The following is a 24,944-nucleotide window of genomic DNA, read 5'->3' on the forward strand; positions in this document are numbered from 1 at the left end:
AATGAGTATGTTCGTTAATCATAATGTGCCCTCAAACAAGATTTGAAGATCTGATCATGACATTGAGATTTAGTTCAAAAAAATCCCCGCTAATTTCTTAGCAGGGATTTGTGTATAAGAGACAGCCTTTATGGAGCGTTTTTTGTATTAGCCTTGAGTGTTAAAAAGGGTTGGCCAATTATTGAAAAGAGACGCCATTACATTAGGTATATTATTAATTTAAAAGCATTAAATAAAATCCAGGGTAAGTAATAAGCGTTGCTCATTTGCAGCCACAGGTGGCGAGCGATGGACTAAACCTGCACCCTCGTTGTCATCCCAGTATTCTCCTTTAAGCAGTGCCACATCACCTTGTTGTAGTTGATTAATATTACTTAAGTTTTCAAATAAACCAGACTCTTCATCTGGTTTACCTAAATTACCCGCACCGAGTTTTGAGCGGTTTACATCGCTGTGATTTAACCACTGCGTAGCAACACCTTGGTAGGTTGTAACTAATCGGCACGGAATTTTGTCTACATGAAAACGCGGGCACATGGGTTTATCTAATATTTTCAGCCTTAAACCTGCGCGCTTTAAATCAAACAGGCAGCAAAACATTTCAACAAGTAAGGCAATGTCTTCACAAAGTGTATTAACCTCATCACGATTATTATCTTCTGCCTTAAGCACAGTTATTAACCGATCAAAAGCGTCATTGGGCGATACAGCAAGTTCTATTGGCTTTAACGCGCTGGTGGCAATGAGTGTATTAACTGCATTTGTTAATGTTTGCTCAAGGTCTCTTTTCCAAATAACAATATTAGTGTCTTGGTTATAAATTTGTGGCAATACATTGGCATCACACTCTTTAGCTGCTCTTCGGTGAAGAGGTTCCGCCGGTTTTATTTGCGCAGTTATTGGGGCTAGTGCGTTCATTATGCTTCCTCCCAAATAGGAAACGGGTCGTTATAGGTTCTCCAAAATTCATTACCCTTAAGTACGGCATCTTCTGATAATAAGCAGTTATTAAGCGCGTTGATCATGGCTTTTTGATCTAACGATTGACCAATAAACACAAGCTCTTGACGCATATCACCAAAGGGCTCTACCCATTTACTGTTTATATCAGCAAGTAGTTCGGGCTCTGTGGGCCAGTCTTTTTTAGGTATTGCTTTATAAAACATACCTGCAAACCCGTAATGAGCTATACCGCCAGCTTGGCTCCACTGCGCGCAAAATAAAGGGCGCGTTGCTAACCAAAAATAACCTTTAGAACGAATGAGCTTGCCAAATTGCTCTGTACTGTGAAGAAAGTTATAAAACTTTTCAGGATCAAAAGGGCGCCGAGCTGTGTAATTAAAGCTGCTAATTCCGTATTCTTCGGTTTCGGGGATATGTTCACCGCGCATTTCTTTAAGCCAACCAGGAGCTTGTTGAGCTCGCTCAAAGTTAAATAGGCCGGTGTTGAGTACTTCATTTATATTAATATTGCCGTTTGAAATAGGAATAATTTTGGCTTGAGTATTAAGTGTATTTAAAATGGCAGTAAGTTTATTTAATTGAACAGATGTTATTAAATCAGTTTTACTTATTAAAATTACGTCGGCAAATTCAACTTGATCAACAAGTAGGTCGGCTACACTGCGATCATCGTCTTCACCAAGTGATTCACCCGTTTGTTGTAGATCGTTTGCTTGCTCGTAATCGTTTAAGAAGTTGACTGCATCAACCACCGTTACCATTGTATCAAGAGTGGCAACATCACCCAGCGAATTACCGTTTTCATCGGCAAAGGTAAATGTTTCGGCCACTGGGAGGGGCTCAGATATACCCGTTGATTCAATAACGAGATAATCAAAACGACCTTCTTTGGCCAGTTTTCCTACTTCAATCAGCAAGTCTTCACGTAAGGTGCAGCAAATGCAGCCGTTACTCATTTCAACTAGCTTTTCATCGCTGTGACTTAGCGATACACCACTTTTAATTGTTGCAGCATCTATATTTATATCGCTCATATCGTTAACTATAACGGCAACTTTTTTACCTTGTCTATTATTAAGGATATGACTAAGTACGGTTGTTTTACCGGCTCCTAAAAAGCCTGATAACACTGTGACGGGCAGTTTATTTATCATTTAGAGAACTTACTAACTTACAATTTCGGTATGTTATATTATATCAATTTAATATTCTAGTTATGCTGTTTATTTTATTAATCACCGCTTGATTAATTCGTAAGTAAATCCCTGTTTTAGGTGCTTTTAATTCTAATATTAAGGAGTGTAAAACTTTTATTTGCGTTGATTGTAGTAATGATAAGAGTTATCATTTAGCTTGTTAACTACCTACATTTCTCTCAGGAACTATCATGTTTAACCCTAATTACTTGGCATTAAGTATTGCCGTGTCTTTATCTGCTTTTTCTCAAATGACATTTGCCAAGCAAAGCGACAAAATTGAAACAATTGAAGTAACAGGCCGTGCTCAGCAATTTTACCTAGAAACTGAGAGTAAAATTGGTACTAAAACTAATTTAGATCTTATTAAACTTCCGCAATCGGCTCAGGTTTTAACAGAGCAGCTTATAATTGACCAAGCGGCTCGTGACATTACCGACTTATACCGCTCAATTGCTGGCGTAAGTGAATATAGCTACTCAGGCGTAACTTTTCGTGGTTTTAGAGATGATGCCAATGTATTTTACGATGGTGTGCGCGGCGACCCGTACTCAGGCTTTGGTGTACCGCAGTTATTTAATGTTGAACGTGTTGAAGTATTAAAAGGCCCAGCCTCAGCTTTATATGGCGGTGGCGAACCTGGTGGAATGATTAATTACGTAACCAAAAAACCAAGCTACCTAGAAAAGCGCGAATTAAAGCTCATCTTGGGTAACTACAACACGCGTGGCGCATCACTCGATATGACCGGTGGTTTAAGCGATACAATGGCTTATAGATTGGGTGGTTTTTATGAAGAGCAAGACAGCTTTCGTAACAATGCAGACTCAAAAAACACCGAGCTGACGGGTGGATTGTTATTTGATTTAAGTGATTCAACAACCCTAACCACAAGTGTTGACTACATTAAACAAGACCTAGGCGGAAACCGCTTACGTGGCGTACCGGTAGATGACAACGGTAACTTTTTAGTTGACCCAAGTTATAACGCCAATGAGTCGTTTGATTATCAAAATATGGAAGCTTTGGTGCTTCAAGCAGAACTTAGCCATTATTTTAATGATGATTTTTCGTTAAGTACTACGTTTCGTTACATGGATAACGAGCGAGACCAAGCCTACCATGAGTCGCAAAGCTGGGTAGATGTAAATGGTGATGGCGTAGCCAATATCGATGACGAGACGATTAAGCGTGAATACCGTAAGCAATTTCGTGCCAATAAAGAAGCAAGTATAACCACCGACTTTGTTTATAACTTTGGACAAGGACAATTAACCCATCAGTTTTTATTTGGTGGTGATTACCACACCGTTGATACCGAATATGACTACTTTCGTGCCCGATATGAGGCCGATGGCGTCGCTAATTTAAATATTTTTAATTTAAACTACGGTGAAACCGACCCAAGCACTTATAACCTCACCGACATGAACCGCGATGGCGTAGATACCGACCGATTTGGTGTATACGCGCAAGACGTAATTAGCATAGGCGAGCAGTGGACAATAATTGCAGGTTTGCGCTATGACCATTTTAAAGAGTTTAATCAAGAAACTGGTTTTAGTTACTCAGATAACGACATAACGCCGCGCGTTGCTGTTACTTATCAGCCAGTAGAAAACACATCGGTATATATTAACTACTCAGAGAGCTTTAACCCTACATCATCAGCGGACCAAGAAGATGTAGAAGGTAATTTAGAACCAGAAACCGGTAAGCAAACCGAGCTGGGTATGAAAAACCAATGGCTCGACGGCAAAATAATGAGCACCTTTGCAATTTACCAAATTAATAAAGAAAACGTGGTAATGAGCAACCCTGACGATACGGGAGCGGGGGATGGCATTGCTGCACTTTTAAATATAGGTGAAGTTGAAAGCCGTGGATTTGAAACAACTTTAGTAGGCGATTTATCCGAGCATTGGACAATAACGGCTAACTACGCATACAACGATACGCAAGTAGTAGACGGCGTAACGGGTGATACGCTTTCAAATACATTTGGTGATGGCTCGCGCTTTGCTAATGCACCTCGTCATCAAGCTGGCTTATGGTCACGCTATGGGCTCGATTCGATTAATTCCTCTATTGCGTTTGGCGCTAATTATGTGAGTGAGCAAGTAAGCTCCGATGGTCAAAAAGTAAAACCGTTTACCGTATTTGATATGAGCTGGACGAGTCGTTTTGATGACGTATTACTAAGTGTAAATATTAACAACCTGTTTGATAAGGAATATGCTGTAAGCGGATTTAGCCAGCGTAACGGTCACTTTCCGGGTAGCCCGCGTGAAATTGTTGGGCAAATAACCTACAAGTTTTAATACTTATTAGCGCGAGAGTCTCTCGCGCTTTGTTTTAAGTATCGCCTTGCACCTTTTTATCACTATTAAATTTAGCGGATTCTTGTGTAGTGTTAATAGCCGTAATAGGGAAGGGAATTACAATGCCTTCTTTTTTATAGCGTTTATGCAGGGCTTTTATAAAAGCAGATTTAACCCAAAAGCGATTAAAGTATTCTTTTGCGCGCAGCATAACCGTAAAGTTAATACTTGATCTGTCAAAGGTATGAAAAACCACAAAGGTATTGTAATCATCAACGCCCCATTCGTGTGAAATAAGTATTTCACGAGCCACTTCAAGTGTTACTTGCTCAACAAATTCTAAATCCGAATCGTAATGCACGCTTATATCTACAGGGACGCTTAGCTCTCTTTCAGGATAAAAGTAATTAATAATACGCGATTTAGATAATTGGCTATTAGGTATAATAATCATATTATTAGGTAGCATTTTAACCCATGTAGAGCGCCAGCCTATGTGATCTACAAAGCCTTGTTCTTTTGATTCAAGCTCAATAAAATCGCCCACTCTTATGGGTTTATCTATCACTAGCTGCACGCCAGAAAAAAAGTTTTCGAGGGTAGGTTGTAAAGCAAGGGCAACAGCCAGTGATGTAATGCCTAACGAGGCAATAATGGGTGTAATAGAAATACCTAACGTGCCCATTAATACTAGTATTCCTACGGATGATAATGTAACGCGTATCACGCCTTTAATTATGCTTTTTGAATTAAAAACAACGGCAGATTGTTTACCATAGTAATTAATAGTGCCAATAATAAAGCGGTCTAAAAACATAATAAGTGCCAGTAGAGCTAGTACAATATTAATGCTATTAAAAGGAATTTGTTGAGAAATAGAAGTACTAATAATGAAGGTGTCGTGCTCTAAAATGGTGAGTAGCACAATAATTGTGCACAGTGTTAGCGGTTTAGATATTGACTCTATTAGTAAAGTATCGAATATAAACTTGGTTTTTGAAGTCCATTTTTTTAGCCAGTACATTACAAAAAAGCGAATTAAAAACAGTAGTATAGCTATAAGTAAGAGAGATGAAATCGCGCTTAACCAGGGGGTGCTGTTGGAAAATTCCAGCGCTTTATTTAGCATAACTTAAACCTGTTCAATATAGTTTTATATATATTGCAGCAAGTTATGTACCTTTGTTTGGAAAAGTAGCTGCCGAGTTTTGGTCGGCAGCAAATATTATACTTTTTTGGCTAACCACATACCGCCTAAGACGGCTGCAAAAAACAACAAAAATTCCATTTTAAGAGACACCAATTGAACCAAGCCAGGGCCTGGGCAAATGCCACTTAAACCCCAGCCTAAACCAAAAAATACTGAGCCGATAATTAAGCGCGCATCAATATTTTTTAAATTACTTAAATTAAATGTTCCTGAAATAAGTGGTTTCTCTTTTTTTGCAATCCATAACCATGTAAGCATCATTATTAGCATGGCAACAGCCATCACTATAATTAAGCTTCCATCCCATTGATTTCCATAGGTAAGAAAGTTAATCACTTTAGCAGGGTTTGTCATCCCGCTAATAATAAGCCCTAAGCCAAATATAAAGCCTATAACAACCATCATAATTGCTTTCATTATTTATCCTACAAGGTTTGCTGTAATGAAGGCAACAAGCATAAATGTACATGTTGCAACCCAAGAGCGAGCAGAAAAGCGCGACATGCCGCACACGCCATGGCCACTTGTGCACCCGTTAGCTAAAGTTGTACCCGCGCCAACTAAAAGCCCCGCAACAACAATAAGCCAAGGCGGTAATTGCAATTCGCCTTCTAATAAAGAAGGGGCAAATACTCTTACTGCTATACCTGCCAACAACAACCCTAAAATAAAGTATAACTGCCAACGAGAGTCTGAATTTGCTTTAGCAAATACAGACTTAACAATGCCTGATATGCCCGCAATTTTTCCGTATAAAACCAGTAATAACGTACACGCTATACCTATTAATGCACCGCCTATTGCAGCCGATACTGGGGTGAATTCTGTTATCATTTTTAAATTTCCCAAACAATAGAAACGCCTAAACCGGTTTGTTTCATTTCGATTGATAATTGTTGATTAGGCGCTAAGTAGTTAGCACCCGTTACTTTTTTTGCTGGCGAATAAAATCACCGCTTTTAAAAATTACATAGATTCGAGCGTTTTACCGCGTGTTTCTTTTATGTATTTAACAACAAAAAATATGCTTATAAGTGCCGATAACGCATAAAAGCCATAAGCACCGGCAAGGCCAATGTTAGCCAGCATAATAGGGAAGGTCATGGTAATGGCAAAGTTAGCAATCCATTGTGCGCTAGCTGCAACAGCAAGCGCTGCCCCGCGAATACGGTTATTAAACATTTCGCCTAATAATACCCATACAACAGGGCCCCAACTTAAGCCAAAAAATACCACAAATAAGTTAGCCATAATCAGTGCAAACGTCCCCATGTTATCGCTAAGGGCAAGTTTGCCTGCTTCATCAAGGCCTGCACTACCAAATATATAAGTAAGCGCGCTTAAGCTAATAAACATACCAATACTGCCTACTAAGAGCAGTGGTTTACGGCCAATTTTGTCAACTAGGGCAATGGCAATAAAGGTCGATACAATATTAGTAGTACCTGCGAGTACATTTATAAATAGCGATTGCGACTCGTCAAACCCAGCGGCTTGCCACAGCTCTGAGCCGTAATAAAACACCACGTTAATACCCACAAATTGCTGAAATACACTCAGCGCAACACCCACCCAAACAATTGGGTGTACTTTTTTACTGTTATCAATAAATAAATCACGAATACTTGGCTTTTTATCGCTATGCAAAGAGCCTTTAACATCGCTTATTTGCGCATCAAGGTTGTCGTTCGAAATTTTACTAAATACCGCTTTAGCATCGTCGACTTTACCTTGCGCCACTAAATAACGAGGCGACTCAGGAATAAACAATACACCGACTAAAAACAACACAGCAGGCACAAGCTCAGCCCAAAACATCCAGCGCCAAGCGGCTATATCAAGCATTAAAATATTTTGCGCGCTGCCTGCTGCATCAGCAATTAAGTAGTTACTTAAAAAAGCAGCAAATAAACCCAATACAATAGCGAGTTGTTGTAATGTAGCTAAACGACCACGTAGTGCTGGTGGCGCAACTTCTGCAATATAAGCTGGCGCTAATACCGATGCAGCACCAATACCTAAACCACCAAATAAACGGTAAAAAATAAACTCCGCAGAGCTTTCGCTAATGCCCGACCCAAATGCACTAATGGCAAAAATAATCGCGGTGATGATCATAATTGCACGGCGACCAAACTTATCAGCCAGCGGCCCCGCAGCAAGCGCACCTAGGGCGCACCCTAATAACACAGACGCTACATTAAAGCCCGTAGCTACACTGCTAGAATTAAATGCATTACCGAGTGCCGACACTGTGCCGTTAATAACGCCCGAGTCAAAACCAAATAAAAAGCCACCAATAGCAGCCACAGCCGATATAAATATTACGTAAAAAAGAGAGGTGTGTTCAACTGTGTTGGCTGAGTGGGAAGGCGGTGTGTGCGTTGTCATTATATGCCCTGAAAGTTAATTTAAATTTAAAAGAGCATGATATCGTAAAGCGCTATGGCTGAATACGCTTGTGCGGGTGTAAATTGAGCCATTTTTAAAGGCTTTAAAATTAAGTAACCGCCTTTTTTGAATAACACCGATTGATTTTCAAAAAAATAATATGTTTTGTATGGGGAGTATTTGTTGGACCAATATTACTGTTCTCACCCATTTGGGTGTGTTTTTGTAATTGCGTAGCCTGTTCTGAAGTTAGGTAATTGTTTACAAGTGATTATTTGGTGGTTAAGGTAAATGCATTGAATATAGGAACATTGTCGGTTTACAAAACGACAAATGTCGTCGATTAAATTGTCATATTTATAGAGATACCATGTCTGTAATTCGTAGCTCAGTTTTTCAAATCATTTTTAAATCAATTTTTTTACTATCATTTAACTGTATCGGATTCTTTGCAATATATGCTGGCGCTATTTTATTCCTTAGCGAGAGCAATACTTCGTTATCGCCAAATGAACAACTTTTGGCGTTAATTCTCGCTTTGGTTACAACATCTATTTTTGCTTGGTGGATGGTACTCAGCTTTCGGCAATACGAAATCAAAATAGACAGTGAAGTAATCCTACTTAAAGGATTATCTGGCTGGAAAAAAATTGACAAAACTTTTCCACTCTCCGATCTTGATGGTGCAGAATTAGGAACGGATTTAGCTCTATTTAAGGGGGGAAAAATTGGTGGCGAAACTTTCAATGGTTTCTATAGCATTTGACAATCATTCGCTAAATAAAAGTATTACAAAAACTTTACCCGCTCCTGAATTGGTTAAATAAATATAACAAGCCAATCCAGCAGCGGCTGATTGAGGCATTATACAACCGAGTGTTATGTACTTATGAAATTTTCATTAGTTGACGGATTTAAGCAAGCTCCTCTGCCTAAGATGAAAGGAGTTTGTATATATTGTGGTAGCCCAACCGTAGCAAAGTGTGGTTCAAAAATTAGATGGCATTGGGCGCACAAGGTAAAATGTAGTTGTGATCCTTGGTGGGATAATGAATCCCAATGGCATCGAGATTGGAAAAATCATTGGGAAGATCATAATCAAGAAATAGTATACTTTGATAAAAGTGGTGAAAAGCATATTGCAGATATTGTTAATGAGCAGAATATTGTAATTGAATTTCAAAACTCCCCAATGTCTGAAGCTGAGTTGAAATCAAGAGAGGATTTCTACGGAGATATGATTTGGGTAATAAATGGTCGTAATCTAGCGAAAAACATAAAATTAAGTGCGATGCTTCCTGATCCTCTGCATGAATCAATGGAAGATATATCTATTCATTCAAGTAATCATAAAACTCATTTCGTTTATTCGTTTATTCTTTTATTTCTGAGTATCGAGGTCCGAATGAGTTAGTAGAAATACATAGCTCAGATAAAATAGATGGAATAATTAAATCCACGCATGTAGGACACTTCCTCTTTGAGTGGAAAAGGCCTAGATATGTTTGGTTTAAAGCAACAAAACCAGTTTATTTGGACTTTGGACAAGGTGTCATCTGGCAATTAATGCGTTTTAACAATTATAGTAGTTTCTGTATTAAGGCATGTATTAAAAATGATTTCTTGGCAAAGTTTAAATGAGTTGCATAACAAGTGATCAATCTTATCAGTGCTAATTCATTACAGGCTATAAATAGAATTATTGGCACTATTTATAGTGCTAAATCCTCCCCAATTTCTGTCTTACACCTCAAAATTCTCAAAGTACTCTTTTTGCAATTCTATAGTGAGTGCTTTAGGGCGAATGCCTTGTACTAGGCTGTATACTTCTTCTTTTGTGTAACCTGCCGAATTTAAAATAAGCGCAGCGACCAACCCTGTGCGGCCAGTGCCGCCTTTACAATGTATGGCAATGGTTTGTTTGTGTTGTATGGCCTGTAATATGTCGGTTTTGTGGGTGTTCCAGCTTGATGTAAAAGGCTGTTTGGGTGCTTCGTCGTCATTTATTGGTAAATGAAACCAGGTTATATCGTGCTTACTGCACTCACTATTAATTGTTTGTACGTTGTTTTTTTCAAGTTCTTTTTGCGGCATAAGTGAAAGCAGCATGTGAGTGCCAGCCGCCTTTAATGTGGTGATTGAATCCGCTAGGTTTTGCGTTTTTGTACTAGGGTCTGCTTATCTTTCGAGGTTAACTTTGCAGCAGCATGTTTGGTTTTTAGGCAAGGCAGAGCTTATGTAGTGTGGTGGTTTCCCATAAATAGGCGATAACGCAGTATAAATGCCAAACATGCGCTGCCCGAAGGGTTCTGCCTAGGGGGGATTGACTCTTTGTTGCTCTGCTTTTACTTAGCCCACTAGGTTACAAGCCTCGCGCCGCGATTAAATCCCCCCTAGATTGAACAAATTTAATCCTGAAAGGTCAGCAGGCCCTGAGCAAGGCGTAAAAATAATATTTGCGCCGTTATTAAGTGATAAAACATTGTATGGTTGCGCGCTCATGGTAAGTCCTTTATTTTTAATAAATTTGCTTTAATACGCTCACTATAGCGTGTTTTAGTTACAAGTTTAAGATTGAATAATAAGCACAAATGCTAGATACTGTTTTTATATACAGTTGTGGCGATATTATGAAAAAAGAATTACCAGCAAAATACTATTTAGCGCATTTTAGAGAGCTTATTGAGTTTGTAACTAGTAAATGTATGCATTTACTTGAGCCTAAACATAGTGAATTTATTAGTGAAATTAATCAGCTAGATGAGCAAAGCCAGTGCATGTTGGCGCGTGTGTACTCGCGAAAGCCTTATTTGGTGCAGGCGCAATCGCTTAATTATGAAGAAATAACCTCGCCGCATCAGGCTATTTATACGCTAAAAAAAGCGGGTATTTTATTTGAGCCAAACGAGCAGCATTATTCGCAGCTTTTAGCGCACTTAACTAAGCCTTCTTTGGTTGAGTTGCTAAGTAATTACAGTGAGCAAATAAGCTTTAAAAAAAGCGCCGCTAAAGGCGCGCTGGTGGATATTGCGCGAGAGTTTTTTAAAGCATGCCCACAAGAGCTTGCGCCACTTAATAGCCAGTATGTAATTAATAACCGCAGTGATTACTACGAGTATTTTGAGTTTTTATTTGCAGGTAAACTAAGCAGTGGTGATGTGAATCATCAAAACCGTTTTGTAATGCGAGACTTAGGCTTAACCGCTACACGCGAAGGACATAGCGAGAGCTTGTCACGCTTTGAAACACTTGACGAAGCGCAATCAAACTATTTACTAAACCGTTACCGGTTAGCACTTAAAAATATAACAGATGAGAGCGACTATGTTGCTTTAGCGTCGCAGGTTTTAGTACAAGCTGCACATGGTGCGATAGCCGTTGCATTAAAAAATAGATTATTAGTTAGGCTTTATAGACAGCTAAAAACAGTTGATAACGAACTTGCTTTTAGTTTACTTGAAGGGTGCGTGGATGATAGTGAAGCACAAGAAATTCAAATAAGAGAGCAATACAGGCTTGGCAATAAAGAGTGGGTAAAAGCACGATTAGAAGCCATTATCGAAAATCCACTTACTGATGATTTACTGTATTTTGCTGACGATTTTTTAATGCGTAAGTTTAATAAAAAAACACGTTCGCGTTTAAGTGCCATGCTTGCCGACACTCAGTGCGTGCTAGAAATAGATGAAATGTACCGAGGTGAAGTAGAGCAGGGCGTAAACGATTATTATACTCGCCAAGGTATGGCTGTATTTAATACCGAAAACACGCTTTGGCAAAGTTTGTTTGGTTTAGTATTTTGGCACGAGTTATTTGTGGAGTCGCCTTATCCGCCATGCAATGAGTTTGATATTTATCCGCAAGTATTAAGGCTTGGTAATTTTTATGAAGCGCAGCAAACACAGATAAATGAGCGCTTAGCACAGTGTCAAACGCCACAAGCATTACTTAATTTGGTATGCAAAAATGCAGCGCAATACTTTGACCAACCTAACGGCTTGTTTAGATGGCGCAGCAATTTATTAGAGCCACTAGAGGCGCTCATTTTAAACAGCTCGCTTGAAGCGTTAATTGCGCACCTAACGGCTATGAGCAAACACTATTTACAGCTAAAAGATGGCTACCCCGACTTAATGGTTATTAATAATGGCCAAGTACATTTTGAAGAAGTAAAAGCACCGGGCGATAAGCTTAGGCGCAACCAATTAACCACTATTGATAACTTAAAAAACGTAGGCTTTGAAGTACACATTGCTGCGGTTAAATGGTTTGTAGATCCAAACCGTATTTACAGCGTAGTTGATATAGAAACCACAGGCGGCTTAAAAGGCGGTAACCGTATTACCGAAATAGGCCTTGTAAAAGTGCAGCACGGTAAAGTAATTGATACCTGGACGAGCTTAGTTAACCCCGAGCGCCATATACCTGGATTTATAACGTCACTAACTGGTATTAGCGACAGCATGGTTTATAACGCGCCCGTATTTGCAGAGGTTGTAAAGCCACTAATTGATAAACTAGCAGGCAGTATTTTTGTAGCCCATAACGTTAATTTTGACTACGGCTTTATTAAAAAAGAGTGCGAGATGGCAGGGCACTTTTTTAAAATGCCAAAAATGTGCACCGTGGTTGAATCGCGCAAAGCGTTTAAAGGCTTAAAGTCGTATTCGCTTGGCAATCTCTCATCGCACTTTAATTTAAATTTGACCAGCCATCACCGGGCACTTGCCGATGCAACCGCGACTGCAGAGTTGTTGTTACTTATTCAGCAATCCCAAAGTAGTGAATAAGCAGTAAATCTTAACGCAAGAAGTAGTATGCACTTTTAAGGCACTTAGCTTGTTTTAGGTAAGTGCTTTTTTCGTGGTAAAAAACCAGTAACCAACATAGTGCCTACAATTACAAATAGTGCGCCTAATAATGTATTTGGCCCTATTTGCTCATCTAAAAATAAATGCCCCCAAAATATGCCAAATAATGGAATTAAAAATGTAACCGTGAGTGCTGAGGTTGGGCCTATATCTTCGATTAATTTAAAAAATAATATATACGCAAGCGCGGTACATACTACGCCCAGTACTAATACACCTAGCATAATGTTGGTGGTTGGAACTTCACGTATTGGCATAAATAAGATAAGCGGCAATACCATCAAGGTTGAAGCCCACATTGAGCCATGAGCGTTATCGAATGGAGCAAGCTTTGGCGCATTTTTAGTGTAATGCGATGCAATGGCATAGCAAAGTGAAGCACTCAATGCTGCTATTATAGACATTATTGATTGACTATTTAATACATAGTGATTTTGCCCAACGAGTATTGCAACTCCTATTAAGCCAAGTAGTAAACCAAGCACCATACTTTTATTGGGCTTGGTTTTTGTCCATAAAATACCAACTACTGCGCCCCAAATAGGGGTTGTTGAATTTAAAATTGATAAAGTAGAAGCGCTTATAGTTTGAGCTGCGTAAGCAAAAAATAAAAATGGTAGAGCAGAATTAAACGCGCCTATAATAAAAAAGTGTTTTTTGTGTTCAGTAAAGGCTAAGCGGCGTTTTAAATACAAAGCAACAATAAATAAAGTAACTGCAGCAAAGCCTACTCTAAGCTCAATTAATACCGCAGGCCCCAAGCTGTTAGCGGCCATTCGCATAAATAAAAAAGAAGCGCCCCAAATAGCGGCCAGAAAAAATAATCGCAGTAAGCTTGCTAAGGTCATGATAGTATTTTAATTATGCTGATTGGCTTTTAGAATAACAGGGTTTATAAAAAGTGTAAGCCATATTCGGAACTGGCATATAAAAATAATAAATTAAGGATAAGAATGAAAAAGTTCTCAGTAGCTTCTATGGTATTTATTACTTTGTTGGGGGGATGTAATTCAAGCCCAATCAACCTTTACAGTGATACCACCATGAAAAAGAATGAATACAATGGTATTAAAGCGTATCGAAAAGGACAGTTTGAGGCCGCTTTTAATTATTTAAAAGAGCCTGCTGGACTAGGCTATAAAAGTGCACAATACACATTGGCATTTATGTTTTTGAAAGGCCAATACTTGGAGCAATCTACTAAACTAGGGATGGGCTGGCTAGGTGTTGCAAAGGAAGCGGGGGTTGAAAATTGGTCTGCGCAATACGATGTATTTTACAGTGCAGCGACTGTGCAGCAAAAACAAGAAATAGACGAAATAGTTGCGTTGTATATAACGCAATTTGGCGTTAAAGCACAAAATATGACCTGTCGTCGTTCAACTTCGCCTAGGCGCACATTTGGTGAAGTTAAAATTGATTGCACTAAGCACGAAGGTATCGTTACCGAGTACGACATACAAATAATAGAATAGAGTTATGGCTTTTCTAGCTTTTTTTCAAAGTCGCTTTTAACAATATCGAGTGCTTTTAAGACCTCTTCTGGAGCAACATCGTGTTGCTCTAGTATCATAATTAAATCTACTGCAAGTTTAATATGTGTAGGGGCTTGATCAAGTGGGCTTGTCATTTAACTCTTTCTTTTTTGATATTTGACTAATGGCGACATTTATTGCTGTTTGCACACGCTGTTCCATATGTATGCGTTCTGATTGCGGTAAATAAAACGCCATATCTACATCGTAGCGAATATATCGTGGCGGGAGCTGATTTAGTACCGTACAACAAAAGTCAGCCATTACATCTTCACCATATTTTTCATCAAGTTTAAGTTTGATGATTTCTTCAACTACAATCTTTTCGTAATAGTTGTGTATATCTTCGTGTAATCGCATATTCCCACCGCTTTAAAATAATCCGTTTAACTGAGTCTATACTAAGGCTTACTATAAATCGATAGCGGCTTTAAATAGTTGTTTATGAACATTAATTAGCGAACTCAAATTACGCTGATAACCGCCACCTAAAGCGCACATTAGTGGGATTTGATGTTGCTTACAGAAGTTGAGAACAAACAAGTCGCGCTCATATACGCCATTGAGAGATATATTAAACAAGCCTAACTCGTCTTTAGTGTAAATATCAGCGCCTGCATTATACAAAATAATATCAGGGTTATGTATGCGCACGCAAAAATCGAGAGCTTGCCTTAATGTAACAAGGTACTCATCGTCGGCTGTTTTAGCGGGCAATGCAAAATCGTAAGTAGACTCTTGCTTATTGCGCGGGAAATTTTGATCACAATGAATTGAGCAGGTAATAATTTGATTATAGTTTTGAGTGATTTTCGCTGTGCCATCGCCTTGGTGTACGTCGCAATCAAAAATTAAAACAGTGTCGGCTTGCTCTGTATTTATTAAATGTGCTGCTGCAATAGCTAAATCATTAAAAATGCAAAAGCCACTGCCAAAATCGCTATAGGCATGATGATAACCACCGCTTAAATTGAAGGTTAGATCGTGACTAAAAGCCGCTTCAGCAGCTTGAATACTCCCGCCAATTGATAAAAGAGTACGCTCTACAAGTTGTTGCGAATAGGGAAATCCCATCTTTTTAATTGCTTTATCGCTTAGCGTTCCATTTAAAAAATCATCTATATAACGTTGGCTGTGACATAGCGCAAGTTGAGATGCGGTTGCTTTTTTAGGATCTTTAAAGTGAATAGCCGAAACACCTAGATTTTCTATTTCGGTTTTAAGTAACTGATACTTTTGAATAGGGAATCGATGACGTTCTGGGAGTATAAGGTCTGAATACAATGGATGATAATAAAGCTGCATAGTAAAGTGCGCCTTAACGCAGCTGCTGTTTTTCTACTTGTTGTATTTTGTCCTCGGTGGCAGAAATTGCTTTTCTGCAGCGACCTAATCGAGCGTGTGTGCTTAATATTTCAAGGTTAAGTTTTTGTGCTTTAGCTGGCGAGGCTTTATCCATTTGCATCTTACGTTCTTCAATCATGAGTACTAAACGGCGTTCAAACTCATGGTTTTGTTTTAATTCATCGTAAAGCTCATGCGATGATTGCATTATTTTTTGTACAGCGTGCTTATAAACAGTTTGCTTAGGGCGAGGTTTATAATGGCTTTTGTTTTCTTTAATCCAAATAGGCGTTGATTTAATAACATTGAATACAGCTTGTACCTGAGCTCCTATACGTTCAAGCGCGTAGGTATAAGCATGGCGATGCTCGCTTGGCGGTAATCGTGACACTTCGTCTTCTATTTCTATTACGTAATCGACTAGGATCATGCTTTTTGTACTAAAAACGGCGCGGTCAAACAAGCTAGGTTGTGCTTGCATGTAACGATTTTTAGAAAAAAGTTTAGCTTTATCAAATTGCTCAGCTTGTTGTTTTAGCGTTGCAACTTGTTGGCGTAGTTTATCTAAAGCTGTAGGGTGCATATTAAAAGTAAGCCTCATAAATTAGCTTTAATGCTAAAAGTATAACCATAGTATTAAATACAGGGCGAATAAATTTGCTACCAAACCGTATTGCTGAATGCGCTCCAATCCATGCACCAAGCATAATAAAAAAGCCCATAGTAATGCCAAGTAAAAAGTTTACATGTCCGAGTGCTACAAAGGTAATTAAAGATATAAAGTTAGAAACAAAGTTCATTGAACGCGCTAAACCACAATTGAGTAGCAAGTTCATTTTATAAAGCATGCCATTAGAAGCAGTCCAAAAAGTACCCGTACCTGGGCCTGCTAAACCATCAAAAAAGCCTAATGCTAAACCCTGTAGCCATTGTTTTATTTTCATCGCTTTGTTGAGTTTAGGCAGTTCATCGCCTTCTGTGGTACTTAAATTACCAAATAAGCTATAGGCGGCAACTAAAATAATAATAATGGGTAGTAGTTTGTTTAAAAAATCGATACTTAAATGATCAACAATAACAGTACCTATCAATGCACCTATTGCAGTAGCTATGATGGAGGCTGCCCAAAATTTCGGGCTAAATAAATTCTTTTTATAGTACGTATAACTAGCTGTTAAGGAGCCAAAACTAGCCGCGAGTTTATTGGTGCCTAATGTTAAATGTGGAGGTAAGCCTGCAGTTAATAAAGCGGGCACAGTTAACATGCCACCGCCACCGGCGATAGCGTCTATAAAACCTGCGGCAAGTGCAACAGCACATAAAACAGCCCAGGTTGTTGGATCGAGTGCGAGTTCAAACATTAATAATCTATTTGTCTTTTAAAAGGTGGTAGGGTGTCGAGCATGGCTTTACCGTATCGCTTAGTAACTAAGCGTCTATCGAGAATAGTAATACAGCCTTCATCACTCTCTTTTCGCAGCAGTCTACCACAGCTTTGCACCAATTTCTTTGCGGCGTCTGGTACGGTAATCGTTAAAAACGGGTTGCCACCTTTGCTTTGTACAAACTCTGCTTGCGCTTCTTCTATTGGCGAAGTAGGTACCGCAAACGGAATTTTAGTAATTATTAAGTTCTCTAAATATTTTCCAGACAAATCAAGGCCTTCCGAAAGGCTTTGTGTTCCAAATAAAATACTGCCTTTGCCTTCGTCTACATTTTTAGTGTGTAATTTAAGCAATGCTTCTCGCGACATTTCACCTTGTACTAATAAGTTAAAACCTTTTGTTCTAAGAAACTTTGTTACGTGGTCCATTTGCCAGTAAGAAGCGAACAATACTAGGTTCGCTTTTTTATCATCTATGTACTCTGGTAATGTTTTAGCTAAGTGGTCACTAAAGTCTTTATCGGTTGGCTCTACTTTTGATACCGGAATACGTAAAGTGGCTTGTTTGGGGTAATCAAATGGAGAAGGTACTTTAATAAATTTAACGCCTTCTTCTTTAGCAAGTCCTGTTTCGTAGGCAAAGTGATCAAACGAACCCAACGCGCTTAATGTGGCCGAACATAAAACAGCGCCTGCGCATTCTCTCCACAATTTATCTTTTAGGTAGTAACCTACTTCGATAGGGCAGTCGCTTAATAGGTGATCGTGATGGCTTTTGTATTCAAGGCGTTTTATCCACCGTGCATGAGGAGCACCTTCGCCTTTTTTAGCGTAACTAAACCACAGTTTATTTAATTGCTCTAATCGGTTTATGTATTGTCCGCTTTCGCCCAATATGGGGTCGGCAACGTAAGGTTTTATATCGCCATCGCTAACATCTTGGGTAAGGGTGTCGTGCATTTTGTTCAAACAGCGCAGCGCATCTTGCGTGGCTTCGCTTATGTCTTTCGCTTTACTGTGCAATGATTCTGGGATTTCACCGTGCTCAAAACGATAAGTATCGTCTTTTGAGTATTCAAAGTCGGCATTATCAAGAATATCGCGAACTACTTTTAAATCTTTATTCGCATCGTTAATACTGTCGCAAAGTTTAAAGTTTTGACCAATGGCTCTTTGCCCCACTAAAACCTTCGCCATTTTCCCGCTAAACTTGGTGAGCTTATCAAGCCATTCTATTGTGCCTTTAATCGTTGCTGCAGCCGATGAGAAATCGCGTGTTATATGTGCTAAATGATGCGCTTCATCAATTACATAAATGGTGTTGTCGGGCTCTGGTAAAATTTTACCACCGCCTAAGTCTAAATCGGCAAGTAGTAATGAGTGATTAATTACTAGTACGTCCATTTGCATTAATTGATTACGAGCAAGCTGAAACGGACACGTTTGATGCGCCTTCATTTGGCGCTGGCATGAATGTTTATCGCAGGCTATTAAGTTCCACACTCTATCGGGTACAGTATCGGCCCAGCTGTCTCTATCGCCTTGCCATTTTTTATTAACATAGGCGTTATATAGATCATTCAAACACTTGGTTTCCATTGTGCTCAGTGGTGAAGTAAGCGTTGGCATAAAGTCCATTTGTGTTTGGCTATCGCCGTTTACAGCATTATGTAATTTGTGGGCACAAATATAACGATGGCGACCTTTTACCAAATCAAATTTAAAGTCGAGGCCTGAATGCTTTTTAAAAAATGGCAGTTCTTTTGCTATTAATTGTTCTTGCAGTGCAACGGTTGCGGTAGAAATAACGAGCTTCTTTTTTTGCGCTAAGGCAAGCGGTAATGCGCCTAAACAATAGGCAAGAGACTTTCCTGTACCGGTGCCAGCTTCAATTACGCATATGCGCTGCTTTTTATGGTATTCGCCTGCAAGGGTTTTTGCTATTTCAGCTACAAGGTAGTTTTGGCTGCTGCGAGGGCGATAATCGTTTAGGTTACTAGCCACATGCTGGTGTACTTGCCTAATTGTTTTTTTTAGTGAGTCAGAAAGCATGGGATGATTTACCTAAAGTATGTATATAATTACAGTGCTATGGATTTTAGAGTTATAAGGGTGTAACTACAAGAAGTGATGAGATTAATTTAGCAAATAAAGTATCTGAGTGTTTATTTAGGTTGAATGTATGGCTTTAAAGCATTTTGAATTAAGTAAAAACTTACATATATATGTATAAGGTTTAGTAATAATGTACTTAACAGCTGGTTTTATTGTTTCTTCTCATGCTTATGATACTGCTAACGGCATCTGCTACGAAGCGTGGTTTTGTAGTGATAAAGGGCCTATAAAAACGGTGTCGACTAACGAAAATGCGCTGTTTTTTATCAAAAGTAAAGATGCTGAAATAGCGAATGAAATATTAGCAGCTGAGTCACTTATCTTTAATATTAAAAGTCTTGAGTTAAAAAGCTTTCAGCAAGAAGATATGTCGGCCTGTTACTTCAAGTCACTTAAACACTTTTATTGTGCTACTAAAGCTTTAAAGCAGCGTGGAGTTGTATTATTTGAAGAAGATATTCGACCAATAGAGCGCTACCTAATGGAGCGCTTTATAAAAGGAGGTGCTTGGATAACGGGTAATGTATTTAAGCAAGATAGCTATACATTAATAACCAACGCTAAATTAAAAGCGAATGATGAGTATTCCCCAGCTCTTAATAAACTCTCGTTAGACATTGAATGTAACGAAAGTGGCGTTTTGTTTTCTGTTGGACTTGTGGGCTGTAATTTAGACTGTGTTTTAATGATTGGCGAGCCAGATAGAGAAGCCGCAAACCTAGAGTTTGATATTATTTGGTGTGTAGATGAGGCTGAGCTGCTTAAGGGGGTAGAGCATTTTATTAAGCTTAGCGATCCCGATGTAATAATTGGCTGGAATGTAATTGAGTTCGATTTTTCGGTTATTCATGAAAGAGCTGAGGCATTAGGCATTAAGTTATTACTGGGTAGGGGAGATCAACCTTTATATGTTCGTAAAGGACACTTTACTCGAGTATCGATCCCTGGGCGATGTGTGGTTGATGGAATAGACACTTTAAAAAATGGTACATATAGCTTTGAGAGTTTTTCTCTAGCTAATGTTTCAAATCAAGTGCTGGGTGAGTCTAAATTAATTGACACGGCTAATAGTTTGCAGGAAATTATTAGGCAATTTAACGAAGATAAACTTTCTTTAGCAAAATATAATCGACAAGATTGTATTTTGGTAAATAAAATTTTTGATAAATTAAAGCTACTCGATTTTTCTATTATAAGAACAAAGCTTACGGGGTTAGAGCTTGAAAAAAAGGGCGGCTCTGTCGCTGCTTTTATTAATATGTATTTACCATTACTGCATCGCAGTGGCTATGTTGCCCCAAATATGGGCGATCATGGACTTACATTTGAAAGCCCTGGTGGTTATGTAATGGAGTCTATTCCTGGCCTTTATAAAAATGTCATTGTTTTAGACTTTAAAAGCCTGTACCCCAGTATTATGCAAACTTTTTACATTGATCCACTTGGACTAATAGAAGGTTTAAAAAATCCAAACCAAAGTGTTCAGGGTTTTAACGAAGCCGTATTCTCGCGAGAGAAGCATCACCTCCCTCTACTTATCAAAAGCCTGGCATCTCAAAGGCAGCTTGCCAAAGATAATCAAGATCAAATGCTTTCTCAAGCAATTAAAATAATAATGAATAGCTTATATGGTGTTTTAGGCTCAAAAGGCTGTCGGTTTTACGATCCCAGGTTATCGAGCTCTATTACGTTAAGAGGGCACGAAATTATGCTACAAACTAAAAGATGGATAGAAGATCTTGGTTATAGCGTTATTTATGGTGATACCGATTCTACGTTTATTAAGTTGGATGATGAGCTAACACCAGATGAGTGTAATGAAATTGGTGTGTTTTTAGCTAAAAAGATAACTACAGATTGGATTGACGAGATGAAACAAACGCACAACTTAAAAAGTCATTTAGAAATAGAATTTGAATCTCTTTATAGCCCTTTCTTTTTACCAACAATAAGAGGGAAGTTAGTTGGCTCTAAAAAGCGCTACGTAGGTAAATTAATTAAACCAAACGAATCAAAACTAGTATTTAAAGGATTAGAAACGGTAAGAAGTGATTGGACTAAACTTGCTCAACAATTTCAGTTCGATTTATTTACTAGTCTTTTTGATGGAAATTTAAACATAAATGACCTTGTAAAAGACTATACAACAAAGCTATTTAAAGGTGAGTTTGATGATTTACTCATATTTAAAAAGAGATTAGGTCAAAACTTAATCGATTATAAGAAAAATATCCCCCCTCATGTTCAAGCAGTTAAAAAACACCAGAAAAAAAATAGCGAATTTACAGTTAATAGAGGTGAATTTGTTACATTCGTTTACACCACTCGCGGAGTTGAGCTGTATCAAGGCTTTCATAGGTATGACTATGCAACTTATTTAGAAAAGCAGATTGTACCGCTAATTGAAATGGTTGATCTTATTTCGAACTACAATGTTTATTTTGGGTTAAATTATCAGGGTGGACTTTTTTAATAATACCCAAAATAGCAACGCTGTGGTGTTTTTATCTTCTAAATCTTCTAAATCTTCTTAAACTTCCTTTTTATTGCGTTATTTATTCTTTTCTGCAAAGTGTTGTTAACTTTTGTTGGCCTTTTAATGTTTTTGTTTATTATTTGCCTTAGTTTCTGTTAAAAATATGTAACAATAAAATAAATAATAGTTGCTTCTATAAAGTTGTAACACCAGGGAGAATCAAATGTTAAATAATCAAGTTTCAAAGGCAGTTCGCTTAGCGATTGCATTTGGTGCAGTATCTACTGCTGCATTTTCGGCAAGCTCGTTTGCTGCAGAAGAAGATAGCGTAGAAAAAGTAGAACGAATTGAAGTTACTGGTTCACGTATTAAACGTACAGATTTAGAAGGTGCTTCGCCAGTAAACATAATTACAGCAGAAGAAATCAAGCTAAGTGGTTTTACTCGTGTTGAAGATGTTTTAAACCAACTTCCACAAATAGAAGCCGCTCAAAGCTCATTCTTAGCTAATGGCGCAACAGGTACTGCAACTGTTGATTTACGTGGTTTAGGCTCAAACAGAACTCTAGTGTTAATAAATGGTCGCAGAATGCAGGCTGGTAGTATTACCTCTCAAGTTGCTGACATTAACCAAATTCCAGCCTCTTTAATCAAACGCGTTGATGTACTAACAGGTGGCGCAGCTGCAGTATACGGTGCAGATGCCGTTGCTGGTGTTGTTAACTTTGTTATGGATGATGAGTTTGATGGTATTTCACTAAATGTGGGCTCATCAGGCTTTCAGCACAACAACGATAACAAGTACATGCAAGGTTTGATGGATGACAAAGGTTATGACTACGATACAGGTAATACTGGAATCGATGGTAAAGCTTATAGCATCGATTTTACTGTTGGTGGTGGATTTGATGGTGGTAAAGGTCATGCCGTAGGTTATGTTACTTATAACCGTCAAAACGAATTAGTACAAGGTACTCGAGACTATTCATCGTGTGCTTTAGGTGGCAATGGCCAGTCATGTAGTGGTTCTGCTACTACTCCAAATCCTCATTTTGATATTTACCCGGTTGTAGACGGTGAAGTTGATTACGATCAGAATCTTTTTGGTTATTTGAACCCAAATGGCCAAGGTTTTATGGAAGATGATGGCTACCGTTATAACTTTGCACCGGTAAACCATTTTTTACGTCCAAATGAGCGCTTTACGTTTGGTACATTTATTGATTATGAAATAAATGAACACTTTAGACCATATTTAGAATTTTCATTTATGCACAACAGAACAGCAGGCCAAATCGCTGAATCTGGTACTTTTTATAACGAAGAAATTCTATTCGATTATAACAACCCGTTATTATCTGATCTTCAAAAAGAACAACTACAAACGTTATTTGGCCAAGGCAGCGATGATCAATTCGTTGCATACATTGGTAAACGTAACGTTGAAGGTGGTCCGCGAGAGGATAACCTTGAGCATACGTCATACAGAATATTGACAGGTATGGAAGGTGAGATTAACGATAGCTGGTCTTACGATATTAGCTATAACTACTCTGCAACAACGTCAAGCTCAGTTTATAAAAATGACTTACTTTCGCCAAAAATTGCTCCACGCGTTGGCGCTGTAGGTACAGAGTGTGATACTGAAGATGGTTGTTTGTTATATAACGTATTTGAATTAGATGGTGTTACCGCAGAGCAAGCTGCACAATTAGCTGGTGTTGGAACACAAACCGGTTTAGTAACACAGATTATTTACAGTGGTTACGTTACCGGTGAACTTGATTGGAGCCTACCTTCTGCATCAGCTCCTATCGCTGCAGTATTCGGTTTTGAACGTCGTGAGCAAGATTACGAACGTGTTTCAGATACGGTATACGAAGAAGGTCAACTGTTAGGTCAAGGTGGTCCATCTCCAAGTTTGTACGGTGCTATTGATGTAAATGAAGTTTATGGTGAATTGCAAATTCCTGTACTTGACGAGTTAAATGTATCAGCCGCTGCTCGCTGGTCTGATTATTCAACAACAGGTTCAGACACTACATACTCAATTGGTACAGATTATACGATTGCAGATGCATATAAACTAAGAGCAAGTTATGCAAAAGTTGTACGTGCACCAAATGTTGGTGAGTTATTTTCTGCACAAAGCATTAGCTTGTGGAGTGGTGATGACCCTTGTGCTGGTGATCCAAATGCAGCTGCTGTAGGTGACCGTCCAACTTATTCTGCTAGCCAATGTGCTAATACAGGTGTAAGTGCTTCATAGTACGGCGGTATTGGTGAGTCTCCAGCTGGTCAATATAATCAGTTCGCTGGTGGTAATCAGTTACTTGAGCCAGAAGAAGGCGATACAATCACAATCGGTTTAGTTGCAAATCCATTAGATGGATTTAACTTCTCAATTGATTATTTCAAAATTGAAATTGAAAAAGTAATTGGTGTTGTAGGTGCAGAAAGAATTATTAACAACTGTGCTGAAACAGGCGATGCATTCTTCTGTGACAATGTTACTCGTAGCCCATCTGGCAGCTTATGGTTAGGCCAAGCTGGTTTCGTTACAAACTTGAGCGATAACATTGGTGGTCAAACATGGGAAGGTGTTGACTTTACAGCAGCTTACAAAATGGACCTAGAAGAAGGTGCGTTAAACTTTGATATTAATGGTTACTACAGCATTCAAAAAGAAGTTGAACCTATTTTAGGTGATGCGGAATTAGCTTACGATTGTTCAGGCACTATTAGTACAGACTGTTTTGCATCTCCAAAATGGCGTCACACGGCTAATGTAAATTACCTACGCGATGATTGGCGTGTTGGTGTTAAATGGCGTTATTACGGATCTGTAGATTATGAAGGAACTGCAGATACGTTATTAATTGATGATGGCGGTATTGAAGCATATAACTTTATTGATGTTTCAGGTAGCTACTCATATAACGAGCATTTAACCTTTACTGGCGGTATGAATAATATCTTCGATAAAGAGCCACCGTTAGTTGGTAATACTGTAGCTTCTAATGCAAACACTGTAGCTGGTTTTTATGACACGCTAGGTCGTTTTGTTCATGTAAGCTTTAACTTGAAATTCTAATATTAGAAATTTAATTAAAAGGCCCATAGTCACGTGACTACGGG

Annotated in this window: 19 protein-coding genes and 2 pseudogenes; 7 read left to right on the forward strand and 14 right to left on the reverse strand. The window is 38.6% G+C overall.

Annotated features, from left to right (window positions below):
• Window positions 1-228: 228 nt before the first annotated feature.
• Both H4J63_RS01680 and zigA read right to left on the reverse strand, forming a co-directional pair.
• On the reverse strand, window positions 229-918 hold the full coding sequence (locus tag H4J63_RS01680) for a DUF1826 domain-containing protein (RefSeq protein WP_182194060.1): 690 nt from the start codon (window positions 916-918) through the stop codon (window positions 229-231).
• A complete protein-coding gene (gene zigA / locus H4J63_RS01685; RefSeq protein ID WP_182194063.1) occupies window positions 918-2,117 on the reverse strand; it encodes a zinc metallochaperone GTPase ZigA in 1,200 nt (399 codons plus the stop codon). The genes H4J63_RS01680 and zigA overlap by 1 nt, the downstream gene beginning before the upstream one ends.
• Window positions 2,118-2,350: 233 nt before the next feature.
• Here zigA and H4J63_RS01690 point away from each other — a divergent pair, with 233 nt between their 5' ends.
• Window positions 2,351-4,480, forward strand: a complete 2,130-nt coding sequence (locus tag H4J63_RS01690) for a TonB-dependent siderophore receptor (protein ID WP_182194066.1) — start codon at window positions 2,351-2,353, stop codon at window positions 4,478-4,480.
• 34 nt (window positions 4,481-4,514) lie between these two features.
• Here the strand turns inward: H4J63_RS01690 and H4J63_RS01695 are convergent, their stop codons facing one another.
• The 4 genes from H4J63_RS01695 to H4J63_RS01710 all read right to left on the reverse strand — a co-directional run bounded on the left by H4J63_RS01695 (window position 4,515) and on the right by H4J63_RS01710 (window position 8,081).
• Window positions 4,515-5,609, reverse strand: a complete 1,095-nt coding sequence (locus H4J63_RS01695) for a mechanosensitive ion channel family protein (RefSeq protein ID WP_182194069.1) — start codon at window positions 5,607-5,609, stop codon at window positions 4,515-4,517.
• Between the two features lie 96 nt (window positions 5,610-5,705).
• Complete coding sequence (locus tag H4J63_RS01700; protein WP_182194072.1) at window positions 5,706-6,107, reverse strand: DUF6691 family protein; 402 nt, start codon at window positions 6,105-6,107, stop codon at window positions 5,706-5,708.
• 3 nt (window positions 6,108-6,110) lie between these two features.
• Entirely contained in the window at window positions 6,111-6,524 is a 414-nt protein-coding gene (locus tag H4J63_RS01705; RefSeq protein ID WP_182194073.1) for a YeeE/YedE family protein, read from the reverse strand.
• A gap of 132 nt (window positions 6,525-6,656) precedes the next feature.
• On the reverse strand, window positions 6,657-8,081 hold the full coding sequence (locus tag H4J63_RS01710; protein WP_182194076.1) for a sugar porter family MFS transporter: 1,425 nt from the start codon (window positions 8,079-8,081) through the stop codon (window positions 6,657-6,659).
• A gap of 370 nt (window positions 8,082-8,451) precedes the next feature.
• Between H4J63_RS01710 and H4J63_RS01715 the strand changes: the two genes are divergently transcribed.
• A complete protein-coding gene (locus H4J63_RS01715) occupies window positions 8,452-8,847 on the forward strand; it encodes a hypothetical protein (RefSeq protein ID WP_182194078.1) in 396 nt (131 codons plus the stop codon).
• Window positions 8,848-8,970: 123 nt separating this feature from the next.
• Window positions 8,971-9,495, forward strand: a complete 525-nt coding sequence (locus H4J63_RS01720) for a competence protein CoiA (RefSeq protein ID WP_182194081.1) — start codon at window positions 8,971-8,973, stop codon at window positions 9,493-9,495.
• A gap of 329 nt (window positions 9,496-9,824) precedes the next feature.
• Here the strand turns inward: H4J63_RS01720 and H4J63_RS01725 are convergent.
• Window positions 9,825-10,253: pseudogene (locus tag H4J63_RS01725) on the reverse strand (dual specificity protein phosphatase family protein); the annotation flags it as partial.
• A 419-nt stretch (window positions 10,254-10,672) separates the two neighbouring features.
• Between H4J63_RS01725 and H4J63_RS01730 the strand changes: the two are divergent.
• Window positions 10,673-12,871, forward strand: coding sequence for an exonuclease domain-containing protein (locus tag H4J63_RS01730; RefSeq protein WP_182194084.1), 2,199 nt, complete (start codon window positions 10,673-10,675; stop codon window positions 12,869-12,871).
• Window positions 12,872-12,915: 44 nt separating this feature from the next.
• On the opposite strand, the gene H4J63_RS01735 is transcribed toward H4J63_RS01730, so the two are convergent.
• Window positions 12,916-13,800 (reverse strand): DMT family transporter, encoded by an 885-nt coding sequence (locus H4J63_RS01735; protein WP_182194086.1) that lies wholly within the window; start codon window positions 13,798-13,800, stop codon window positions 12,916-12,918.
• Between the two features lie 105 nt (window positions 13,801-13,905).
• On the opposite strand from H4J63_RS01735, the gene H4J63_RS01740 reads away from it, so the two are divergent.
• Entirely contained in the window at window positions 13,906-14,427 is a 522-nt protein-coding gene (locus H4J63_RS01740) for a sel1 repeat family protein (protein ID WP_182194089.1), read from the forward strand.
• 2 nt (window positions 14,428-14,429) lie between these two features.
• Here H4J63_RS01740 and H4J63_RS01745 read toward each other — a convergent pair whose 3' ends face one another.
• The 6 genes from H4J63_RS01745 to dinG are packed head-to-tail and all read right to left on the reverse strand — an operon-like array spanning window position 14,430 to window position 19,267.
• A complete protein-coding gene (locus H4J63_RS01745) occupies window positions 14,430-14,582 on the reverse strand; it encodes a DUF2496 domain-containing protein (RefSeq protein ID WP_007584045.1) in 153 nt (50 codons plus the stop codon).
• Complete coding sequence (locus tag H4J63_RS01750; protein WP_165725429.1) at window positions 14,566-14,847, reverse strand: late competence development ComFB family protein; 282 nt, start codon at window positions 14,845-14,847, stop codon at window positions 14,566-14,568. The genes H4J63_RS01745 and H4J63_RS01750 overlap by 17 nt, the downstream gene beginning before the upstream one ends.
• A gap of 51 nt (window positions 14,848-14,898) precedes the next feature.
• Complete coding sequence (locus tag H4J63_RS01755; protein WP_182194092.1) at window positions 14,899-15,792, reverse strand: histone deacetylase; 894 nt, start codon at window positions 15,790-15,792, stop codon at window positions 14,899-14,901.
• Window positions 15,793-15,805: 13 nt separating this feature from the next.
• Window positions 15,806-16,414, reverse strand: coding sequence for a primosomal replication protein (locus tag H4J63_RS01760; protein ID WP_182194095.1), 609 nt, complete (start codon window positions 16,412-16,414; stop codon window positions 15,806-15,808).
• 1 nt (window position 16,415) lies between these two features.
• A complete protein-coding gene (locus tag H4J63_RS01765; protein WP_024599782.1) occupies window positions 16,416-17,192 on the reverse strand; it encodes a TSUP family transporter in 777 nt (258 codons plus the stop codon).
• Window positions 17,192-19,267, reverse strand: coding sequence for an ATP-dependent DNA helicase DinG (gene dinG, locus H4J63_RS01770; RefSeq protein WP_182194098.1), 2,076 nt, complete (start codon window positions 19,265-19,267; stop codon window positions 17,192-17,194). The genes H4J63_RS01765 and dinG overlap by 1 nt, the downstream gene beginning before the upstream one ends.
• 193 nt (window positions 19,268-19,460) lie before the next feature.
• On the opposite strand from dinG, the gene H4J63_RS01775 reads away from it, so the two are divergent.
• Both H4J63_RS01775 and H4J63_RS01780 read left to right on the forward strand, forming a co-directional pair.
• Complete coding sequence (locus H4J63_RS01775) at window positions 19,461-21,803, forward strand: DNA polymerase II (RefSeq protein ID WP_182194100.1); 2,343 nt, start codon at window positions 19,461-19,463, stop codon at window positions 21,801-21,803.
• 226 nt (window positions 21,804-22,029) lie between these two features.
• Window positions 22,030-24,900 (forward strand): annotated as a pseudogene (locus tag H4J63_RS01780) (TonB-dependent receptor domain-containing protein).
• Window positions 24,901-24,944 lie beyond the last annotated feature (44 nt).

Origin of the sequence: Pseudoalteromonas sp. 5Ae-yellow, from assembly GCF_014077565.1 — a bacterium.
In the GTDB taxonomy this organism is placed as follows: Bacteria; Pseudomonadota; Gammaproteobacteria; order Enterobacterales; family Alteromonadaceae; genus Pseudoalteromonas.

Bases quoted from the DNA above. Each gene is read 5' to 3' on its own strand.
- zigA (WP_182194063.1), bottom strand. From the start codon at position 2,117: ATGATAAATAAACTGCCCGTCACAGTGTTATCAGGCTTTTTAGGAGCC.
- H4J63_RS01720 (WP_182194081.1), top strand. From the start codon at position 8,971: ATGAAATTTTCATTAGTTGACGGATTTAAGCAAGCTCCTCTGCCTAAG.
- H4J63_RS01755 (WP_182194092.1), bottom strand. From the start codon at position 15,792: ATGCAGCTTTATTATCATCCATTGTATTCAGACCTTATACTCCCAGAA.
- H4J63_RS01705 (WP_182194073.1), bottom strand. From the start codon at position 6,524: ATGATAACAGAATTCACCCCAGTATCGGCTGCAATAGGCGGTGCATTA.
- H4J63_RS01750 (WP_165725429.1), bottom strand. From the start codon at position 14,847: ATGCGATTACACGAAGATATACACAACTATTACGAAAAGATTGTAGTT.
- H4J63_RS01760 (WP_182194095.1), bottom strand. From the start codon at position 16,414: ATGCACCCTACAGCTTTAGATAAACTACGCCAACAAGTTGCAACGCTA.
- H4J63_RS01690 (WP_182194066.1), top strand. From the start codon at position 2,351: ATGTTTAACCCTAATTACTTGGCATTAAGTATTGCCGTGTCTTTATCT.
- H4J63_RS01735 (WP_182194086.1), bottom strand. From the start codon at position 13,800: ATGACCTTAGCAAGCTTACTGCGATTATTTTTTCTGGCCGCTATTTGG.
- H4J63_RS01695 (WP_182194069.1), bottom strand. From the start codon at position 5,609: ATGCTAAATAAAGCGCTGGAATTTTCCAACAGCACCCCCTGGTTAAGC.
- H4J63_RS01700 (WP_182194072.1), bottom strand. From the start codon at position 6,107: ATGAAAGCAATTATGATGGTTGTTATAGGCTTTATATTTGGCTTAGGG.
- H4J63_RS01710 (WP_182194076.1), bottom strand. From the start codon at position 8,081: ATGACAACGCACACACCGCCTTCCCACTCAGCCAACACAGTTGAACAC.
- H4J63_RS01775 (WP_182194100.1), top strand. From the start codon at position 19,461: ATGTACTTAACAGCTGGTTTTATTGTTTCTTCTCATGCTTATGATACT.
- H4J63_RS01765 (WP_024599782.1), bottom strand. From the start codon at position 17,192: ATGTTTGAACTCGCACTCGATCCAACAACCTGGGCTGTTTTATGTGCT.
- H4J63_RS01740 (WP_182194089.1), top strand. From the start codon at position 13,906: ATGAAAAAGTTCTCAGTAGCTTCTATGGTATTTATTACTTTGTTGGGG.
- H4J63_RS01745 (WP_007584045.1), bottom strand. From the start codon at position 14,582: ATGACAAGCCCACTTGATCAAGCCCCTACACATATTAAACTTGCAGTA.
- H4J63_RS01715 (WP_182194078.1), top strand. From the start codon at position 8,452: ATGTCTGTAATTCGTAGCTCAGTTTTTCAAATCATTTTTAAATCAATT.
- dinG (WP_182194098.1), bottom strand. From the start codon at position 19,267: ATGCTTTCTGACTCACTAAAAAAAACAATTAGGCAAGTACACCAGCAT.
- H4J63_RS01730 (WP_182194084.1), top strand. From the start codon at position 10,673: ATGCTAGATACTGTTTTTATATACAGTTGTGGCGATATTATGAAAAAA.
- H4J63_RS01680 (WP_182194060.1), bottom strand. From the start codon at position 918: ATGAACGCACTAGCCCCAATAACTGCGCAAATAAAACCGGCGGAACCT.